Here is a 19,572-nt window from a genome sequence, read left to right as displayed (position 1 = left end):
GCCAGGCCGCGGGACGGCCCGGCGATCGCGCGGCACCTTCGGTGCTGTTCGCGCGGTTGGCTCTTAGGTCCGCTCAAGGCCAAGCCAAGCCGAGGTTCGTTTCTAACGCAATCGACAGTCTGGGCTCAGACCCGCCATTAGCTGCAGGCTAAACGAATGGCCGCTTTGGGAAACTGCGCCAAACTTTGCAAACTAACCTGCCCGCGACCGGTGCTTGCGCGTCACATGGCCTGTCTCGGAATGCTCGCCGTATAGGTCTTGTCGCGGACAAAGGTGTCTCCGTCGAAGGCCTGCATCCGCGCGCGGAGATGGAAATGCGTGCTGTCGCAAGACAGGTGGGTGTGCGTCACCGTCCGCACGATCCAGTCGTCGCGCCGCATCTCGTGGGTCCAGGTGACCTCTCCTTCGGCGGATGTGGGATCGCCCGGCAGAATGGAATAGCGCTCGGTGCATTCGGCGGAATGCGTCAGGCCGTGCTCGATTATACGGGCCGCACCTTCGTGGACGCCGATATCTGCCGTGACGCGCCCGGTGGTCCGGTCCTCTGTCACGGTCCATTCCGCGGTCGGGGGCGTCGCGACGTCCTGCTCCAGGGGTTCAGCCGCGCGTGGCGGGCCGAACGGCGCGGCCTCACTGTGATCGCCGTCCCGCAGCGGCAGGGTGAGCGTGCTTTGCTCGGTCAGGACGCGCAATTCAACCGGCTCGGGCGCAGGCCAGGCAATCGGGAAGTAGCTGGTCGACAGGGCCAGGCGGATGCGATGACCCGCGCGAAAGGTCTGGGCGACGTGCTTCATCGGCACATCGACGGTGTAGATCTGCCCCGGCGTCAGGGGCTCGGGGTGCTCGTGCCCGTCACGATGCGTGAGATTGAGCAAGCCGTAGCTGACCCGGGTCGCCGCCCCGTCGGGTGCCACGTCCATCAGCCGAACGGCGGCCTGCGCGACAGGCCGGTCCGAGGTGAACGTCAGTGTCAGGCGCGCATCGCCCACCATGTGCAGAGGCTCGGCAAGCGGCCCGGTTTCAAAGCACAGGCTGCCCGCGTCATCCCGCCGCTGATCGCCCGGCTGATCGCCGGGCAGCGCATAAGAGCACCACTTGCCGCCCTGAAACCCGACCCAGAGCGGCGAGGCGATGTTCAGCCAGCCGCCGGGGACTTGCCCGGCGCTCGACAGCCGCCCGTCGGAGCCCAGGGCGAATTCGGTCGGGGTGACAGTCGGCGAGGGCCAGGCCGGTTCTGTGATCCAGTGCCCGTCGCGGTGCTCGTAATGCGTTTGGGGCGCGGCGTGATCCTGAAGATAGACCCGCAGGGGTGGCTCATCCGCGATGCCTGTGTCGATGCCCTTGAGCCATTGATCCCACCACCGGGTTTCCTCGCTCAGCCAGTCGATCGCCGGGCCCGGCGCCCCGACATGCGGATAGCGATGCGACCAGGGGCCGATGATTCCCTTTGCAGGACCCTTGAGGTTCTCGACCAGCCGAAAGACAGCCCGGCAGTAGCCGTCGGCCCAGCCGCTGACGGCATAGACGGGCACCTCGATATCGCCGAAATCCTCGCAGACCGACCCGTGTTTCCAGAACGCGTCGCGGGTTTGGTGCTCCATCCAGGTCTCGAGCCAGAATCCCGACCCGTCGAGCCGCTCTTCCCAGATCTCGCGCCAGCGCTCGCCGACATGCGCGGGGTCCGGCGGCAGGGTGTTGATCCCGAACATCACCGACGCCCAGGACAGATGATCGCACAACATGGTACCGCCCATGTAGTGGATGTCGTCGGCATAGCGGTCGTCGGTCGAACAGATCGACACCACAGCCCTGAGTGCCGGGGGGCGCAGGGCCGCCAGTTGCAGCCCGTTGAAGCCGCCCCAGGAAATGCCCACGATCCCGACACCGCCATCGCACCACGGCTGATCGGCGATCCAGGCGATGACATCACATCCGTCCTGAAGCTCGATCTCGGTATATTCGTCGGTCATAACCCCCTCGGATTCGCCGGTCCCGCGCAGATCGACCCGGACATAGGCATAGCCCTGCGCCGCCATCCAAGGCGCGCGTGCATGGTCGCGTTCGAGCGTCTTGTCGTTCTTGCGATAGGGGATGTATTCGAGGATCGCGGGCACGGCCTGTCGTTCCGCCCCGTCCGGCATCCAGATACGTGCCGCGAGGCGGGTGCCATCCGGCATCGGGATCTCGAGATGCTCGATTTCCCGAATGGTGACGGGAAGCGGGTGGTCGATCTTCATGACGTTTATCCTGCATTACGTGCGACGCGATGCGCCCAGCCTATCGCGCCCCCGCGTCACAAAGTCCAGCGCTGGCGTTGGCCTATTCCTCGATGTCGCTGAACTCGTAATTCAGCTTCTTCATGACCTGCTCGTAATTCCACAACAGCTTGGATTGCTTGTTGGCCCCCATCCAGATCGACGCTACGGCATAGCTATAGGCATCCTGCTCGGGCAGCTCCGACAGGCGCATGCCCTTCTTGACGTAGGAGACGATGCGCGTGCCGTCGACCTGTTCCGAGGCGACCTCCAGCTCGGCGCGCGAGGGCGCGCGTGTGAGGGTCGCGTCGTTGAAGAACACCCGGTAGAAGAATTCGGCGGCGACATTCTCCGGCCCCTCGCCGCTGGGCATGTCGGGCTTGCGCCCGAGCCCCAGATCGACCGTGACCTGCTGATGGCTCACCCCGTCCACCATCTCGAACAGGTCGCAATGCGACTGCGCGATGCGGGTGTTGATCTCCAGCAGCCAGATCTTGTTCTGCACCTCGTCCCAGTAATACTCGATGTTGAAGCCCGCATTGTCATAGCCGATATGCGCCATCACCTTGCGGGTGATCTCGTTCATCTCGTCTTGCACGCGGCGCGGGAGGGTTGAGGGATAAAGATAGTAGAAAAAGCTGAGGACCTGTGGATAGCGGATCGAATCCACCGTGCCGTAGGGGACAACCTCGCCGTCATGCACATAGCCTTCCACCGTGCATTGACGCCCGCCGATCACGCGCTCGGCCATGCAATAATGTCCTTCGATCGCCTTGATGTCATCCGGCAGGTTCGCCTGATCGAGCACGTAATTGAACGGCTCGGATATCTGGCCAATTTCTGCCCGAAAGGCGGCAATCGCGTAGTCGAAATCCTCTGGGCTGTCGATGCGAAAGCCAAGCCGTGAGCCCGACGATTTGATCGGCTTGACGAAGAACGGAAAGCGCAGGTCTGCCTCGCCAATCTTGGAGAGGGCGTTGTCGTCGAACGGATCGAATGCGGTGAAGGTAGGCGTGTGGTCCGGCACCACTTCTGCCATGACCTTGCGCGACCAGAATTTGTGCTCGCATTTCAACAGGCTCTCCAGCGAGGCGTTGCGGGTGCCGTATTTCGCGCACAAGAGCGGCAGCATGGTCGAGACCGGAAAGTCGATATACCCCACGATGGCGTCAATCGAGCCGTCAAAGGCGTCGAGCGTCGCCTCGGCCTCGCGCAGCATTGCGGGGATGTCGAACTCCTGCGTGTCCGAGACCGCCTCGGAGGTCAGCAGCGGGTGAAAGACGATATCCTCGACCCCCCGCAACCGGGTCAGTCGCTCGGCGTTCATCGCGTTCAATCCGACGACGAAGACATTCTTGGTCATGATGTTGGTCCTTCCTGTTCAGGGCGTGCGCACCGGTGAGGCTGACGCACCGAATGGGTGCAGTTTGTCCTCAAGCCTGGGTGAGATCGGACTGAACCGGAAAACTCCGTCCCTTGAGCCGCTCCGTTGTGCCGGTGATATCGTCCACCAGCAACAGCAGGAAATCGCCCGGCACGGCATCCGCCATGGCCCGGTCAACGGCGTCTTTTTCCTTCATGATGACCTCGACCGCGCAGTCCGATCCGGAGTCGGCGGCGCCTTTGCGGATCAGGCCCGCGGTCTCGCCCTCGGCGCGCCCGCGCGCATCGGATTCGTAGACGTAGAGCACGTCACACATCTTGGCGAGTTGCGCGCCCAGAGCGGCAAGGTCTTCGTCGCGGCGATTGCCCGGCGCGGTCGACACGCCGATCTTGCGCTGTTGTCCAAGCCCGTTCACCAGCGGCTCCAACGCCACCAGCGCCGGCACGTTGTGACCGTAGTCGATCAGGCAGTAGACACCGTCGGCCTCGAAATAGTTGGTGCGCCCGGGCATCTGCGCCGGGGTCGGGTGGAAGGTCAGCAGCCCGGCGCGGATATCGTCGATCTCGATGCCATGCGCCAGTGCCACGGCGGCAGCGGCCATCGCGTTCTGCACGTTGAAGGGCGCGTGCCCCTCGAAGGCGATGGGCACATCGTTCACATCCACCACATCGACCAGAACCTTGCCGCGCAGCAAGACGATACGCCCGTTCTTGACGGTGACGACCATGCGCCGCTCGCTCAGGTGGTCTTGCAGGTCGGGGTTGTCCGGGTCCATCGTGAAATAGATGATCTCGCCCCGCGCCCAATATGTACCATGCTCCATCACCAGAGGATCATCGGCATTGAGCACGCAATAGCCGCCCTCCTTCTTGACCGAATCGACGACCACGGTCTTGCAGCGTGCCAGCTCTTCCAGCGTGTGGATATCCCGCTCGCCGAGATGATCCGACGCGATGTTCAGCAATACACCGACATCGCATTCATCAAAGCCCAGACCGCGGCGCATGACGCCGCCGCGCGCGACCTCGAGCACCGCATGCTCGACCGTGGGCTCGCGCAGCACGGCCTGTGCCGCCGCCGGACCGGAATAGTCGCCGCGCAGGATCACATGGTTGTCGATCTCCACCGTGCCGGTGCAGCCCATGCCCACCGAATGCCCCGACTGACGCAGGATATGCGTGGTCAGGCGGGTCGTGGTGGTTTTGCCGTTGGTGCCGGTGATCGCGGTGATCGGGATGCGGCCATCGTCGGTCGGGTCGGGAAACAGCATATCGACGACATGCTCGCCCACCGGGCGCGGGGTGCCATGCGTCGGGGCCATGTGCATCCGGAAACCGGGGCCGGCATTGACCTCGACCACGCCCGCCGACTGCTGGTCCAGCGGCTTGCTCAGCGTTTCCGCAAGCAGGTCTATGCCGATGACGTCCAGGCCCACATGCCGCGCGATCCGTTCCATCGCAAAGCGGACATCGGGATGGACCTCATCGGTCAGGTCGGTGGCGGTGCCGCCGGTCGAGATATTGGCCGTCGATTTCAGGAACACCATCTCGCCCTCGGGTGGCACGCTATCGAGCGTGAGCCCGGCCTGTTCGAGCACCCGGTGGGTCTGCACATCCACATGGATCTGGGTCAGCACGTTTTCGTGGCCGACACCACGCCGGGGGTCCTCGTTCGCCTTGTCGATCAGCGCCTGGATCGTCGATTTGCCATCGCCGGTGACATGCGCCGGGCGGCGGCGCGCGGCGGCCACCATCTTGCCGCCGATCACCAGGATGCGGTGATCCTCGCCCTTGATATAACTCTCGACGATCACGGCACCGGAATCGTCGCGCACCCGCGCCAGCGCCGCCTCGTAGCCCGATTCCAGATCTACCATATTGGCGATGTCGGTGGTCACGCCGCGCCCGTGATTGCCCGCCAGTGGCTTGGTGACCACCGGCCAGCCGATCCATTCGGCGGCCGCCTTGATCTCATCCCAGGAATAGCAGGTATAGCCCTGCGGCACCGCGATCCCCGCATCGCCCAATATCTGCTTGGTCCAGTCCTTGTCGTCGGCGATCGAGTGGCCGATGATGCCCGACTCGTCGGTCACCGTGGCCTGAAAGCGGCGCTGTTTCACGCCGTGCCCCAGCTGGGTATAGCTGGTCCCCTCGGTCAGATTGACCCAGGGGATGTTGCGCTCCTTGGCTGCATTTACAATCGACCCTGTCGAGGGGCCGAGCGCATTGGCGTCCCGCACCTCTTTGAGGTGCTCGATGATCGGCTCAAGATCGACATACTCGCTATTGTAGAGCTTTTGAACGATCTCGACGGCGGCCTCGCCCGCGGCAAGGCCTGTGGCCTCGTCGCGGTAGCGATAGACCACGTTGTAGACGCCGGTTTCATAGCTGTCGACGGTCTTGCCGTAGCCGACCGAGAACCCGAGCATGTTCTGCAATTCGATGGCCACATGTTCGACCATGTGCCCGGCAAACGTGCCGTTTTGCACCCGTTGCAGAAATCCGCCCGGCTCACCCACCGAGCAGCGATGCTCGTGAATTGAAGGTATGACCGCTTCCAGTTTTTCGGAAATACCGGGAACCTTGTCACTCGGGCGGTCTTCTAGTTCCTCGATGTCCAGCCGCATGAAAATCGCTTGATAGCGGCTGTAATAGTTCGGCCCGCGCAGCGCGCGATGCTCAAGTATACGCATTCCTTTGCTCCAGACTGCCAGCCCTGGACTCTGTTGGCCCAAGAACCCGCCGGTCCGTCAAACTGTACCCGTTCCCGTCGACCAGCGCATGCATTATGACATTGTGGACGCTCACCGCCTCACCGTCAGAAAGATCAAATACATTGGAACTGGTTATGGCCGAGCTGTCAACGAGGATGACGTGACCGGGGCCAAAAGCGTAAATTGTATCGTTCTCGAAGAGGACTGCCGCATCTTCTCCGAGACCAACGCCGAGATACTCGGGATTCGTCGTCCCGACCTCCATCAGACGCGAGAACCGCCCGCGTTCGAGGAAATGCGTGTCGATGATCACGCCCTCGATCAGGCCAAAGCCCGCAGACATCTTGACCGCGCCCTTGCGCAGGGAATCCGTCGCATGGCCGCCATAGACCATGGTGGTCGACTGGCACGCCGCACCCGCGCTTGTCCCCGCGATGACAGCGCCCTCGTCATAACGCTTGCGGATCATCCCAAGCGCGTCCGACGCGCCCAGGATACTGGTCAGGCGCATCTGGTCGCCGCCGGAAATAAAGATCACGTCACTGCGCGACAGCATGTCGAGCATAGCTGGTGCGGCCGCATCGGCGCGCTCGCGGATGCGAACGTCCAGTACGTCGCCAGCGCCCAACCTCTCGAACACCTGACGGTAATCAGAGAAAACATCGTCGGGAATACTGCTGGCCGTGGTGATGACCCCGACAACCGGTTCCGAGCTCTGGCTGAGTGCCAGAACCTGCCTCAGAATCTCGGTATCCGAGGTTTTATCCTCGGCGCCGCCGATAGCGACAAGTTTTCCTATGGGCACGGGACGAATCGACATGTCCATGAACGGACCTCCAGTCAACGGTAGACAAGACCTACATATTGTGGAAACTGTCACTCCACAAACAAGTTTGTCACAATATGCTCGACGTCGGTATGCGATGCGCCGCAACGTAACAAGCTTGTCACACTTTCAAACAGGTTTTCTCGGGCATTATGGTACCAGAAAGTCGGTGGCACCTGTGACACTGCATTTATGAATGACTCAAGGAGGGGTGTTCCATGACCAAAGGGTTCGTGCTTGCCATTCACGGTGGCGCCGGTGTCTTGCCTCGTGCCGAGATGTCGCCCGAACGCGAGGGCAGCTGCCACGCCGCCCTCGCGCGCGTTCTGGCCGCCGGAGAGGCGGTCTTGGCGCGCAACGGCACGGCCCTCGATGCGGTCACAGTCGCGGTCGAAACGCTTGAAAACGAACCTCTCTTCAATGCCGGGCGCGGCGCGGTATTCACCCGCGATGGCACGCATGAGATGGATGCCGCGATCATGGACGGCGGCGGCCGCAGGGCCGGGGCGGTCGCCGGCATCGCCGGGGTGCGCAACCCTGTACACCTTGCCCGCGCCGTCATGGAGCGGACCGATCACGTGCTTATGGTCGGCGACGGGGCACTTGAGATCGCGCGCGACGCGGGCCTGGCCTTTGAGGACGAGGCCTATTTCTTTACGCAGGACCGCTGGGACAGTCTGCAAAGCACCCTGAAGATGCAAGCCGATGGCACGCTCGACGATGACCCGGCCCGGCGCCACGGCACGGTGGGGGCCGTCGCGCTGGACCGCGCGGGCAATCTCGCCGCCGCGACATCAACAGGCGGCATGACGGCCAAGCGCAGGGGCCGTGTCGGCGACAGCCCGATCATCGGTGCCGGAACCTTCGCGGACGATGCCACCTGCGCGGTTTCGGCCACCGGCGACGGCGAGGCCTATATCCGCCTGTCGGTCGCGCATGAAATCGACGCACGCATGCGGCTGGCAGGACAATCGGTGACTGACGCGGCACAGCAAGTCATCCTGGGCGATCTGACCGCCATCGGCGGCTCGGGCGGATTGATTTGTGTCGGTCGGGACGGGGCAGTCGCCATGCCGTTCAACTGTGAGGGGATGTATCGGGGGGTCGTGGTAGAAGACAGCACGCCGGTAACGGCTATTTATTGAACCTGAGCCCGAAAAAAGCACGTTCAGGACATCAAATCGATTGGTTTGTACCCAGATACGCACTGCGACGCCTTTGAGGAGCGTAAGGTGTTATCCGTCCATACCGACATTCAGTACTTGGTCTTCACCCCCAAAGCAATTTCAGAAAAAGTTGATAGACTTTTTCGGTTCGAAATTTCGCAAAAACAACGAATTACAGCGTTACGACTGTTTCAACGAAAAGTCGAAACGCTGTAAGGTCAGGCCCGAAAAACTCAATCCTACGACAGAACGCGAACATCCGCTGCACACGGCGTCTAACACCGACGTGTATGATGGAGAATCCGGACCGTCCATCAAGAAACAGGCAAGATTGACTGTTCAGAAGGCGGCTCTGGTCGGTCCTGCAAACACGCGATGCCTTCGAGGGTCCGGTCTTACCCCGGGTCCGCCGCCTGGATCAGTTCGGCCAGGAAATCCTCTTCGTCGAGATCGTATTCTGCGCAGGCGTCCATCACCGTGTGAAACGGGCTGACGAGGCATCCGACGCAGAGCATCCGGTGCCGGACAAAGACCGGGACGGTCTGGGGCCATCGTGTCATCAGATCCGCCAGCGGCAGATCGGGGTCATCTGGTCGGGGGTGCCGCATCGTGCGCTCCTTTCTCCGACCAGCCTAGCCGCGCAATCGCGCCAAACGTTGCGCTGGCGCAAACTCGCATGCCGAGTGCCCGCCTAAAACAGGTCATCCCGAATTCAAGGAGGCCTGAACATGGCTGAAATCTTAACGAAATCGAGGGCGCGCAACATCTTCTACGGGGGCTCGATCTTCTTTGTCGTGATCTTCGTGGCGATGACCGTCCACAGCCACAAATACGTGGTCGAAACCTCGACGGCGGGCATGGCGCTCAGCGAAGAGGTGATCCACGGCAAGCATGTCTGGGAAGAGCATTCCTGCATCAACTGCCACAGCCTGCACGGCGAAGGCGCGTATTTCGCGCCCGAAGTGGGCAACGTGATGACCCGCTGGGGCGTGCAGGACAGCCCCGAAGACGCCTTCGAGGTGCTCAAGGGCTGGATGGAAAGCCAGCCGAGCGGCATCGAAGGCCGCCGCCAGATGCCGAATTTCAACCTCAGTGACGAAGATATCCGCGGCCTCGCGGAGTTTCTGCGCTGGGCCGATCAAACCGACACGCAGGGCTGGCCGCCCAATGATGCCGGGTAAGGAGTGAACCTCATGAAATACCAATCACAAAAAGTCGCGCTCTACTATTTCGTCGTGGCGATGGCCCTCTTTGGCATTCAGGTGCTGGGCGGGCTGCTGGCGGGCTGGGTCTATGTCTCGCCCAACTTTCTGGCCGAGATCCTGCCGTTCAACATCATCCGCATGATCCACACCAACGCCCTGATCGTCTGGCTGTTGCTGGGCTTTTTCGGGGCCGCCTATTTTCTCGTGCCTGAGGAATCGGAGCGTGAGATCTGGTCGCCCAAGCTGGCCTATCTGCAGCTTATCATTCTCGTTGTGGGAACGTTGGGGGCCGTGGGCTCCTATCTGATGGGCATCCATGGCGGGCGCGAGTTTCTCGAACAACCCTTGTGGGTCAAGTTCGGCATTCTCGTCGCGGCGCTGATCTTTCTGCTCAACATCTCGATGACGGTGCTGGCGGGCAAGAAGACCGCGATCACCAACGTGCTGCTGATGGGGCTCTGGCTGTTGTCGCTGCTCTGGGTTTTTGCCTTCATCAACCCCGACAACCTCAGCCTCGACAAGATGTACTGGTGGTTCGTCGTCCATCTTTGGGTCGAGGCGACCTGGGAATTGGTGATGGCTGCAATCCTTGCCTTCCTGCTCCTGAAGCTGACCGGGGTGGACCGCGAAGTGGTGGAAAAATGGCTCTATGTCATCGTCGCCACGGCGCTTTTCTCGGGCATTCTCGGGACCGGGCACCATTTCTACTGGATCGGTCTGCCGGGCTACTGGCAATGGGTCGGCTCGATCTTCTCGACCTTCGAGGTGATCCCGTTCTTCCTGATGATGTCGTTTGCCTTCGTCATGGTCTGGAAAGGCCGCAAGAACCATCCCAACAAGGCCGCGCTCTTGTGGTCGCTCGGGTCGAGCACGGTCGCCTTCTTCGGGGCCGGGGTCTGGGGCTTTCTGCACACGCTGCACGGGGTGAACTTCTACAGCCACGGCACGCAGATCACCGCAGCCCACGGCCACCTCGCCTTTTATGGGGCCTATGTGGCGCTGAACCTCGCGATCTTTACCTATGCGATGCCGATGCTGCGGGGCCGCGCGCCCTATAACCAGGTGCTGAACATGGCGTCCTTCTGGCTGATGACCGGCGGCATGGCCTTCATGACCTTCGTGCTGACCTTCGCGGGCACCATCCAGACGCATATGCAGCGCGTGATCGGCGACTACTACATGCCGGTGCAGGACAGCCTGTCGGTGTTCTACCTGATGCGGTTCGGTGCCGGTGCGGCGGTGGTGATCGGGGCCTTGCTGTTCCTCTATTCCATGCTGGTCGTGCGCAAATCCGAGGTGATCGCGCCCGGCCCTGCAAACCCTGTTCCGGGAGAATAAGCCATGAACATGGTCTATAAACCAACCCTGCCGTTCTATCAGGCAACGGGCCGCGAATGCGACCTCTTCGAGACGGCCCATGACAACGGTTTGCCCCTTCTTCTGAAGGGGCCGACCGGCTGCGGCAAGACCCGCTTTGTCGAGCATATGGCGGCCCGGCTGGGCAAGCCGCTCTATACAGTCGCCTGCCATGACGATCTGTCGGCCTCGGACCTGATCGGGCGCTACCTGCTCAAGGGCGGCGAGACGGTCTGGGTCGACGGGCCCCTGACCCGCGCGGTGCGCGAGGGCGGCATCTGCTATCTCGACGAGGTGGTTGAGGCGCGCAAGGATGTGACGGTCGTGCTGCACCCGCTGACCGATACGCGCCGCACGCTGATGATCGACCGCACCGGCGAAGAGCTGGTGGCGCCGTCGGGCTTCATGCTGGTGGCCAGCTACAACCCCGGCTACCAGAACGTGCTCAAGCGGCTGAAGCCATCGACGCGGCAGCGCTTCCTGTCGATCTCGTTCGACTTTCCGGGGGCCGAGACCGAGATTGCGGTGGTCGCCAGCGAAAGCCGGCTGGAGCCGGGGCGCGTGGCCCCTCTGGTGCGGCTGGCCGGGCATATCCGCAACCTCTCGGGCATGGATCTGGAGGAAGGTGTCTCGACCCGGTTGCTGATCTATGCCGCCACGCTGATGGCGGGCGGCATGGGCGTCGATCAGGCGTTGGAGGCCGCGGTGATCGAACCGCTCAGCGACGAGCCGGATGTGCAGCAGGCGCTGCGCGATCTGGTCGCGACGATCTACGGGTAAGTGCCATGCATCTTCTCGATCTCATGGAGCCCGAAGAGACGGTCGGCAACCTCTGGCATGACATGGCCAGCGGGATCGGGGCGGATATCGGCCACCCCGAGGCGGGTGTCACACTCGCCTCGGTCCGGCCCAGCCTTGCGGTGCTGTTTCGCGGTCTGGGTGGCGCACCCGGCGTGGAACTGAGCGAGGCGGCGGCGACGCTGGTGCGCCATCGCCGCACGCTGCGGCGCAAGCTGGGGGCAGAGCGCGACCGCGAATGGGTCGCGGTCTTTGACGGCGAGCGGCTGACGCTGCCGCCGGTTATCGCCGCCTTTCCCGACCCGGCACTGAACCGGGCCGCGTATTTCTGGCTTACGGCGCTGGCGGCGGTTTGCGATCTGAACGGGATCGACCTGACCGGTGAGGGCATGGCCTTTGATTGTGCACAGATCCGGGCCAATGCGGCGGCGGCGGATGCGGCCTATGTCGCCTGTGCCGGCCTGCGCAGCGCCTATGATCGCATGACGTGGCTTTGCATGCAGGGGCGGCCGGATGTCATTCGCCCCCCTCAGGAAGCGATCATCGAAACCGCCATTCGCAATCAGCTTACCGGTGCATCGCCCGAGGTCACGTCGCATTCTGTGCCGGGCAACTACATGCCATTTGCGCCGGTGCCGATCTGGCTGCGCTTTGCTCCAGCGTCTTCTGGCGAGGCCGCGACGGACGAGGCGGCCGACCCCGCAGCACCGCCCCCCGCTGCCGCGCAGACCAGCCGCAAGCTGGGACGGCGCAAGGATCAGGACCAGCAGAACCGCAAGGACAGCTTTATCATTCACCGGTTCGAGTCGATCCTGTCATGGGTTGAATCGATGAACATCAACCGCAGCGTCGATGATGACGATGACGAGAACGCCCAGAAGGCGGCGGATGATCAGGATGAAATCACGCTGTCCAAGCAGGTCCGCAAGGCCGCGACACGGCTGCGCCTGCATCTCGATCTGTCGCCCGCCGATGCCGATCACGAGGCGCTGGCAGGCACGCACACATACCCCGAATGGAACCACCGGTCGCGCAGCTACATGGCCGATCACTGCCGGGTTCTGGATGCACCGGTGGCCGCGTCCGACACGCCCTTCGTGCCGAACGAACGCCGCATGCGCGAGGTGCGGCGCCAGTTCGAGGCGCTGCGCCCGCGTCGTATCCTGCAACCGCGTCAGGTAGAGGGCAGCGAGCTTGATCTCGACGCGCTGCTGACCTCGCGCGCCGATCTGATGGCCACCGGGCGCGGCTCGGACCGGATCTGGCAATCGGCACGGCAGACCGAGCGTGACCTGTCGGTGGCCTTCCTGATCGACACGTCGCGCTCGACCGAGGCGGCGATTGGCGATACCTCGGTGATCGAGGTGGCGCGCGAGGCGATGGCGGCGCTGGCGGCAGGCATCGACGCGGCGGGCGACCGGCTGGGCATCTGGGGGTTTTCCTCGCTGCGCCGCGACCGGGTATTCCTGAGCCGCTGCAAGGGGTTCGGCGACGACCTGTCCCCCGCGATCACCGCCAATATCGGCGCGCTGAAGCCTGGGCATTACACCCGGCTCGGGGCGGCGATCCGCCATGTCAGTGCGCAACTGGCCAAAGAGCCGAGCGCGCGCAAGCTGCTCATTGTGCTGACCGATGGCAAGCCAAACGATCTGGATCATTACGAGGGCCAGCACGGTATCGAGGACAGTCACATGGCCGTCCGCGAGGCCCGCATGGCGGGCCACAGCCTGCATGGCATCATCATCGACGAGGACGGGCAGGACTGGTTTGCCCGTATCTTCGGGCGGGGCGGGTTCACCCTGCTGCCCGATCCCGCGCGCCTGACCCGGGCGCTTCCCGACATCTATCGCACCCTGACACAGGAGAATTGACATGCGTTATCTGACAGTTTTGATCGCGACCCTCATCGCGTCCCCGGTCCTTGCCAAGAGCTTTGACCGGCCGATCCCGCAGGCCCAATCCGCCACGGCCGAATTCTGGTATGCGCTGGCCTGCCTTGCGCTCATCGCATCCATGATCGCCGTACATCGGCTGGTCTCTCGCCGATGACACGCCAGGGCTGGTCCACGCGTCAGATCGCGCTCGCCCTCTATCCCTTTGGCGCAGGGGCAGCGGCGGTCAACGTGTTCTTCGCCTCGCTGATCTTCAGCTGGATCGGCGGGCCGGTGGCCTCGACCGCATGGTCGATTGGCCTCGGCTGCGTGATCGGGGCCCCCGCCACCTGGTATTTCGCCCGCCATATCCGTCACTTGATGGACGTGGCGGATACGCGCGCAGAAGGCTCTGACGCCTGAAACTCCACCGCTCTGCGAGCAGTTGACAGCCGAAGAGATCAAGGATCTCAAGACGACGGGCAGCAAATGGGGCGGCACGCTCAAGATGTATCTGGATGCGCTGAATACGCTGGATGACGGGCCGCACAACCCGTCCAGTGTCTAACCCTGGTGCTCTGCCCCGATGCCCTGGAACATGGCGCGCAGATCAACCGTGCTTTCGACGCCGATGCGGTCGTAAGTGGCATCGAGCCAGGCCGCTGCGGTAGATCGACCGATATCGCGCAGGCGGGTCAGGAACGCCCATTCCACATTCATCTTCGATGACGCGCCCATCGGGTTCATCAGGTCTTCATTCTCGATCAGGTGCACCTTGACGGGACGATAGTGATCAACGTCGAGCTTGCCCTCGTAGATCAGCCGGTCGACGAAATCAATCGCGCGCAATTCCTTGAGAAGACTGGCATTGAAGCTGATTTCATTGAGCCGGTTGTGGATCTCCTGCGCGGTGCGCGGTGCGCCCTTGCGTTCGATCGGGTTGATCTGGATGACCACGATATCGTCGGTTCCGGTCTTGCCATAAAGCGGAAACAGGGCCGGGTTGCCCATATAGCCGCCATCCCAATAGGGCACGCCGTCAATCTCGACCGCTTGGTAGAGATGCGGCAAACACGCCGAGGCCATGACCATGTCGGGCGTCAGATCCTCTCGCGGAAAGACCTTGACGCGCCCGGTCTCGACATTGGTGGCCGACACGAACAACTCGAAGGCGTCGCATTTGCGCACCATTTCGAAATCTATGCTCTCCTCGACCAGATCGCGCAGTGGATTGATGTTCATCGGATTGAGCTGGTAGGGCGACGCCACGCCGGTGATCGCGTTCATGAAGTGGTAAAAGGGATTGTTCTCAAGTCCCCAATTGCCTGTCATCCGGTCAACGGGCGTGCGTTGCAAGGGCGAGTGGCGCACGCTGCCGCTCATGCTCTGCCAGAAATGATCAAGTGCGGCGCGCGCGCCCTCGGGCCCGGCGCGGGTGTACCCATCGGCAAGGGCGACCGCATTCATGGCGCCGGCCGACGTGCCAGAGACGCCGGCGATCCGCAGGCGCCCATCCTCGAGCAGATAATCGAGCACGCCCCAGGTGAAGGCGCCATGCGCCCCACCGCCCTGAAGCGCGAGATTGATAGGTTTGCCGGTCGTGCCCATGGCCCGTTCACCTCTCTGGTACTGCGCCCCTGCGGCTGCGCGATCCCGAGGCTATCAGCCCCGGCGGTCGGGCGCCACCGGTGGCTGTGTTGGCCGGGTCACATTCGCGTTCAGACACCGTAATAGGCGCGATACCAGGTCACGAAACGGGCGATGCCGTCGCGGATGTCGGTTTGCGGGCGGTAGCCGGTCAATCTCTCAAGCAGCTGCGCATCGGCCCATGTGGCCGGCACATCGCCCTTTTGCATGTCCATCATGTTGCGAAGTGCCGGTTGCCCGACGGCCTCTTCGATGGCCGCGACGAAATCCAGTAGCCGGACCTTCTCGGAGTTGCCGATATTGACGATGCGATAAGGCGCCACGGGAGACAGGCTGTCACCGGGGCAGATATCTTCGGGGCGGTCCGGGCGCTGCGGTATCGCGTCCATCAACAGGCGGATGCCGCGTACCAGATCGGTGACATAGGTGAAATCCCGGTGCATGTCGCCGTGATTGTAGATGTCGATGGGGCGGCCTTCGAGGATCGCGTTCACGAACTTGAAATAGGCCATGTCGGGCCGCCCCCAGGGACCGTAGACCGTAAAGAACCGAAACATCGTGGTTGGCAGGTTCCATAGATGCGCATGGGCATGGCCCATCGATTCCGTCGCTTTCTTGGTGGCGGCGTAGATCGTCATCTGACTGTCGGCCTTCATCGTCTCGGTATAGGGCATGTCCGTATTGGCGCCGTAGACCGATGACGTGGATGCCATCAAGAGGTGCCGGACCGCGTGCCGCTTGGCCGCCTCCATCACGTTGAACGTGCCGATCACGTTGGCATCCAGATAGGCGCGCGGGTTCTCGAGGCTGTAGCGCACGCCCGCCTGGGCCGCGAGATGCACGATGATATCGGGCGCGCAGGCGTCTATCGCCGCGTTGACGGCCGCCTGATCTTCCAGCATCGCCTCGGTTGCCCTAAATGCCGGTTTCTGGAGAAGCATCTGGTGGCGGCGTTGCTTGAGCGTGACATCGTAGTAATCGGTCATGCCGTCGAAGCCGTGGACGGTCATGCCCTCACTCAGCAACAGATCGGCGAGGTGATAGCCGATGAACCCGGCGGTGCCGGTAATGAACACCCGTGTCATATGCGCCCCGCCCCGGTGATGGTCATTGAAGGTCGGCAAAGGCGGCTTGCATCCGCTCCACCGCCTCGGCCACCCGCGCGCGCGGCGTGGCGATGTTGAACCGCAGGAAAGTTTCGCCGCCGGTGCCAAAATCAGCGCCCACTGACGGAACGAGGCGCGCATCCTCATGGACCCTGCGCAGAACCTCTTTCATATCCATCCCGGTACCCTCGAAGTTGACCCAGGCGAGATATGTCGATTGCATCGGCATGGCCTTCAACGCGGGGATCTGACCGATACCATCGAGAAAAAGCCGGTGATTGTCGTCCAGATAGGCGACCAGTTGATCAACCCAGGCCGCGCCACCCGGCGAATAGGCGGCCCGTGTCAGCTCGACGCCCAAGAGATTGGGCTGGGTCTGGTGTTCGAGCAGCGCCTGCCGGAAGCGCTTGCGCAGGTCGGGATTGGGAATCGTGACCGTCCCGACGCGCGCGCCAGCGGTGTTGAAGGTTTTCGACGCGGCGGTGAGGACAAAGCTGCGATCCGCAGCCTCGGGGGCGGCATTGAGAAAATGCGTGAATGTCTGGCCGGGGAAAACGAGATCGTGATGGATTTCGTCTGCAACCATGATGAGATCGTGACGCGTGCAAAACTCGGACAATTGGCGCAATTCCCCGGGCGTCCAGATGCGACCTGCCGGGTTGTGCGGCGAGGAGATGAGCATCATCCGCTCCTTGCCGCTCAGCCCGGCCTCGAGCGCGTCCAGATCCATGTGGTAGATGCCATCCTCGATAACCAGCGGGGCTTCGTGGACGACGCGCTTGGTCAGTTCGATCTTGTGGGTGAACTCGTGGTAAACCGGGGTGAAGATGATCACCTCATCGCCGGGATCGGTGTAGGTCTCCAGGATCAGGGCTATGGCATGGCCCAGCCCGGCGGTGCTTGACATGTGGCTCGGGTCCACATCCCACTCGTGGCGCTCTTTCATCCACCACGCGACCGCCTCGTTCATTTCGTCGTCACCAGGGAAATAGCCGTAATTGGCGCGGTCCATGAGGCTTTGCATCGCGTCCTGCAAGACATCGGCCGCGCGAAAATCCATGTCGGCGACCCACATCGGAATCCCGTCAGCGGGCGAGACACCGCCATAGGCTTCCATTCTGTCCCATTTGGTGCTTCCCGTGCCGCGGCGGTCGATGATCTCGTCGAAATTCATGGATGTCTCCTTGGGGTGTCGCGGCGCAGGCTAGACGATTGCGCGGCGTGTGCAAGGCCGTTGCGGATCACGCGCCGATCCCCTAAATCAGACGCCATGAAACGCCCGATCCTCATTCACCCCGACCCGCGCCTGAAAAAGGTCTGCGCGCCTGTGCCCGATCTCAGCGATGATCTGCGCCGCCTCGCCGATGACATGCTGGAAACCATGTATGACGCGCCGGGCATCGGCCTCGCCGCGCCGCAAGTGGGGGTGACACGCCGCCTGATCGTCCTTGACTGTGTCAAGGAGGAGGGGGAGGAGCCGCGCCCGCTGGTGATGTTCAACCCCGAGGTGGTGGCCAGTTCGGACGAGACCAATACCTACGAGGAAGGCTGCCTCTCGATCCCCGATCAATATGCCGAGGTGACGCGGCCGAAGGTTGTCGATGTGCGCTGGATCGACCGGGATGGCAACCCGCAGGCGGAGACCTTCGACGGGCTCTGGGCGACCTGTGTGCAGCACGAGATCGACCATCTCAACGGCAAGCTCTTCATCGACTATCTGGGTGCGATGCGGCGGCAGATGATCACCCGGCGCATGCAAAAGCTCAAGCGAGAGCAGGCGCGCGCGTGAGGGCTGTCCTGCGCTGGCCCGACAAACGGCTGAGAACAGCCGCCGCACCGGTGACCGGGATCACCGATGCAACCCACGCGATCTGGGACGAGATGATCGCGGTGATGGAGGCGATGCCGGGCGTCGGGCTGGCGGCGACACAGCTTGGCGAGATGCAGGCGCTCGCCGTCGTCGATGCGAGCGAGGCGCGTGGGCAGGTCGTTCGCTTGGCCAATCCCGAAATCCTGCACGCGAGCGTGCATCTGCGCGAGCATCAGGAGGCCAGCCCCTGCCTTCCCGGCGTCTCGGCCCTGATCGAGCGGCCCCGCGCGGTGACGGTTCGGTTTCTCAATGCCGACGGCGAGGTCGAAGAGCGCGATTTTGTCGGGCTCTGGGCCACGTCCGTGCAGCACCAGATCGACCATTTGCAGGGGCGGATGTATTTTGATCGACTGGGCCGGGTCAAACGGGACATGCTGCTCAGGCGGGCGCGCAAGCGGGCCTGAGCGCATCGCCGGTGGCGCGGTCGGATGTGAGTATTTTGGGAACGGTGAAGGGGGCTGTGATGCGTGTGATCTTCATGGGAACGCCGGACTTCTCGGTGCCGGTGCTCGACGCGCTGGTCGAGGCCGGGCACGAGGTGGCGGCCGTCTATTGCCAGCCGCCGCGCCCGGCAGGCCGTGGCAAGAAGGACCGCCCCAGCCCGGTGCAGGCGCGCGCCGAGGATTTGGGTCTGCTGGTGCGCCATCCGGTCAGCCTGAAGGGCGTGGAGGAACAGGCGGCCTTCGCCGCGCACAAGGCCGATGTGGCGGTGGTCGTGGCCTATGGCCTGATCCTGCCGCGAGCGGTGCTCGATGCGCCCGCGAAGGGCTGTCTCAACATCCACGCAAGCCTCCTGCCGCGCTGGCGCGGGGCCGCGCCCATTCACCGTGCGATCATGGCGGGCGATGCCGAGACGGGCATCTGCATCATGCAGATGGAGGCCGGGCTCGATACCGGGCCAGTGCTCATGCGCGAGGCAACGCGGATCGGCGCGGACGAGACCACCGGGCAGTTGCATGACCGGCTGTCGGACATGGGCGCGCGGCTGATTGTCGAGGCGCTGAACCGGCTGGACCAACTGGAGCCGCAGCCCCAGCCCGAGGCGGGCGTCACCTATGCCGCCAAGATCGACAAGGCCGAGGCGCGCGTGGACTGGGGCCTTGACGCGCAAGAAGTCGACCGGCGCATCCGCGGCCTCTCGCCGTTTCCCGGCGCGTGGTGCATGGCGGGGGCTGAGCGGGTGAAACTGCTGGCCTCGCGCGTGGCCCAAGGGCAGGGCGCCCCCGGTGAGGTTCTGGACAGTGAGGCGTCGGTCGCCTGCGGGCGCGGCGCGGTGCGGCTTTTGCGCTTGCAACGCGCCGGCCGCGCGGCGCAGGATGGGCCCGAGTTCCTGCGCGGCATGGCCTGGCCGCGCGGCAGCCGATTGGAGTGACGC

Annotated in this window: 19 protein-coding genes; 11 read left to right on the top strand and 8 right to left on the bottom strand. The window is 63.3% G+C overall.

Annotated elements, in window-relative coordinates:
- Positions 1 to 221: 221 nt before the first annotated feature.
- The 4 genes from Q0X85_RS14885 to Q0X85_RS14870 form a co-directional block, all read right to left on the bottom strand.
- Positions 222 to 2,237 (bottom strand): CocE/NonD family hydrolase, encoded by a 2,016-nt coding sequence (locus Q0X85_RS14885; RefSeq protein WP_297773178.1) that lies wholly within the window; start codon positions 2,235 to 2,237, stop codon positions 222 to 224.
- 82 nt (positions 2,238 to 2,319) lie between these two features.
- Complete coding sequence (locus Q0X85_RS14880; RefSeq protein ID WP_297773177.1) at positions 2,320 to 3,618, bottom strand: ATP-grasp domain-containing protein; 1,299 nt, start codon at positions 3,616 to 3,618, stop codon at positions 2,320 to 2,322.
- 70 nt (positions 3,619 to 3,688) lie between these two features.
- On the bottom strand, positions 3,689 to 6,331 hold the full coding sequence (gene cphA / locus Q0X85_RS14875; protein ID WP_297773175.1) for a cyanophycin synthetase: 2,643 nt from the start codon (positions 6,329 to 6,331) through the stop codon (positions 3,689 to 3,691).
- Complete coding sequence (locus tag Q0X85_RS14870) at positions 6,318 to 7,178, bottom strand: cyanophycinase (protein WP_297773174.1); 861 nt, start codon at positions 7,176 to 7,178, stop codon at positions 6,318 to 6,320. Before Q0X85_RS14870 ends, cphA begins: the two co-directional genes overlap by 14 nt.
- A 218-nt stretch (positions 7,179 to 7,396) precedes the next feature.
- Between Q0X85_RS14870 and Q0X85_RS14865 the strand changes: the two genes are divergently transcribed.
- Positions 7,397 to 8,323 (top strand): isoaspartyl peptidase/L-asparaginase, encoded by a 927-nt coding sequence (locus Q0X85_RS14865; RefSeq protein WP_297773172.1) that lies wholly within the window; start codon positions 7,397 to 7,399, stop codon positions 8,321 to 8,323.
- A 416-nt stretch (positions 8,324 to 8,739) separates the two neighbouring features.
- Here Q0X85_RS14865 and Q0X85_RS14860 read toward each other — a convergent pair whose 3' ends face one another.
- A complete protein-coding gene (locus Q0X85_RS14860; protein WP_297773171.1) occupies positions 8,740 to 8,952 on the bottom strand; it encodes a DUF1858 domain-containing protein in 213 nt (70 codons plus the stop codon).
- A 120-nt stretch (positions 8,953 to 9,072) separates the two neighbouring features.
- On the opposite strand from Q0X85_RS14860, the gene Q0X85_RS14855 reads away from it, so the two are divergent.
- Genes Q0X85_RS14855 through Q0X85_RS14825 form a run of 7 tightly spaced genes read left to right on the top strand, consistent with a single transcriptional unit; the run spans position 9,073 to position 14,142 of the window.
- Positions 9,073 to 9,525, top strand: coding sequence for a cytochrome c (locus Q0X85_RS14855; RefSeq protein WP_297773169.1), 453 nt, complete (start codon positions 9,073 to 9,075; stop codon positions 9,523 to 9,525).
- Positions 9,526 to 9,537: 12 nt separating this feature from the next.
- Positions 9,538 to 10,887, top strand: coding sequence for a cbb3-type cytochrome c oxidase subunit I (locus Q0X85_RS14850; RefSeq protein ID WP_297773168.1), 1,350 nt, complete (start codon positions 9,538 to 9,540; stop codon positions 10,885 to 10,887).
- 3 nt (positions 10,888 to 10,890) lie between these two features.
- Positions 10,891 to 11,685 carry a CbbQ/NirQ/NorQ/GpvN family protein gene (locus Q0X85_RS14845; RefSeq protein ID WP_297773166.1) on the top strand — a complete coding sequence of 265 codons (795 nt, stop codon included), beginning with the start codon at positions 10,891 to 10,893 and terminating at the stop codon, positions 11,683 to 11,685.
- 5 nt (positions 11,686 to 11,690) lie between these two features.
- Positions 11,691 to 13,574 (top strand): VWA domain-containing protein, encoded by a 1,884-nt coding sequence (locus Q0X85_RS14840; protein ID WP_297773163.1) that lies wholly within the window; start codon positions 11,691 to 11,693, stop codon positions 13,572 to 13,574.
- A 1-nt stretch (position 13,575) separates the two neighbouring features.
- Positions 13,576 to 13,752, top strand: a complete 177-nt coding sequence (locus Q0X85_RS14835) for a protein NnrT (protein ID WP_297773160.1) — start codon at positions 13,576 to 13,578, stop codon at positions 13,750 to 13,752.
- On the top strand, positions 13,749 to 13,997 hold the full coding sequence (locus tag Q0X85_RS14830) for an NnrT protein (protein ID WP_297773157.1): 249 nt from the start codon (positions 13,749 to 13,751) through the stop codon (positions 13,995 to 13,997). Before Q0X85_RS14835 ends, Q0X85_RS14830 begins: the two co-directional genes overlap by 4 nt.
- A gap of 22 nt (positions 13,998 to 14,019) precedes the next feature.
- On the top strand, positions 14,020 to 14,142 hold the full coding sequence (locus tag Q0X85_RS14825) for a hypothetical protein (protein WP_297773154.1): 123 nt from the start codon (positions 14,020 to 14,022) through the stop codon (positions 14,140 to 14,142).
- On the opposite strand, the gene Q0X85_RS14820 is transcribed toward Q0X85_RS14825, so the two are convergent.
- From Q0X85_RS14820 to Q0X85_RS14810, 3 genes are all read right to left on the bottom strand, one after another.
- Positions 14,139 to 15,182, bottom strand: a complete 1,044-nt coding sequence (locus Q0X85_RS14820) for a patatin-like phospholipase family protein (RefSeq protein WP_297773152.1) — start codon at positions 15,180 to 15,182, stop codon at positions 14,139 to 14,141. The genes Q0X85_RS14825 and Q0X85_RS14820 overlap by 4 nt on opposite strands.
- Before the next feature lie 110 nt (positions 15,183 to 15,292).
- The gene (locus tag Q0X85_RS14815) at positions 15,293 to 16,306 is read right to left on the bottom strand and encodes an NAD-dependent epimerase/dehydratase family protein (protein WP_297773150.1); all 1,014 of its coding nucleotides are present in this window, start codon (positions 16,304 to 16,306) and stop codon (positions 15,293 to 15,295) included.
- Between the two features lie 22 nt (positions 16,307 to 16,328).
- Positions 16,329 to 17,501, bottom strand: coding sequence for a PatB family C-S lyase (locus Q0X85_RS14810; RefSeq protein ID WP_297773148.1), 1,173 nt, complete (start codon positions 17,499 to 17,501; stop codon positions 16,329 to 16,331).
- A 96-nt stretch (positions 17,502 to 17,597) separates the two neighbouring features.
- On the opposite strand from Q0X85_RS14810, the gene def (Q0X85_RS14805) reads away from it, so the two are divergent.
- From def (Q0X85_RS14805) to fmt, 3 genes are read left to right on the top strand one after another with little or no spacing between them, the layout of a single operon-like run.
- Positions 17,598 to 18,116, top strand: a complete 519-nt coding sequence (def, locus tag Q0X85_RS14805) for a peptide deformylase (RefSeq protein WP_297773147.1) — start codon at positions 17,598 to 17,600, stop codon at positions 18,114 to 18,116.
- Positions 18,113 to 18,601 (top strand): peptide deformylase, encoded by a 489-nt coding sequence (def, locus tag Q0X85_RS14800; RefSeq protein ID WP_297773145.1) that lies wholly within the window; start codon positions 18,113 to 18,115, stop codon positions 18,599 to 18,601. Before def (Q0X85_RS14805) ends, def (Q0X85_RS14800) begins: the two co-directional genes overlap by 4 nt.
- A 59-nt stretch (positions 18,602 to 18,660) precedes the next feature.
- Positions 18,661 to 19,569, top strand: coding sequence for a methionyl-tRNA formyltransferase (gene fmt / locus Q0X85_RS14795; RefSeq protein ID WP_297773143.1), 909 nt, complete (start codon positions 18,661 to 18,663; stop codon positions 19,567 to 19,569).
- Positions 19,570 to 19,572: the final 3 nt, after the last annotated feature.

This window comes from uncultured Roseovarius sp., assembly GCF_947259555.1.
In the GTDB taxonomy this organism is placed as follows: Bacteria; Pseudomonadota; Alphaproteobacteria; order Rhodobacterales; family Rhodobacteraceae; genus Roseovarius.
Note: the sequence above shows the minus strand (reverse complement) of the source record. Positions and strands in the feature narration are given on the sequence as shown.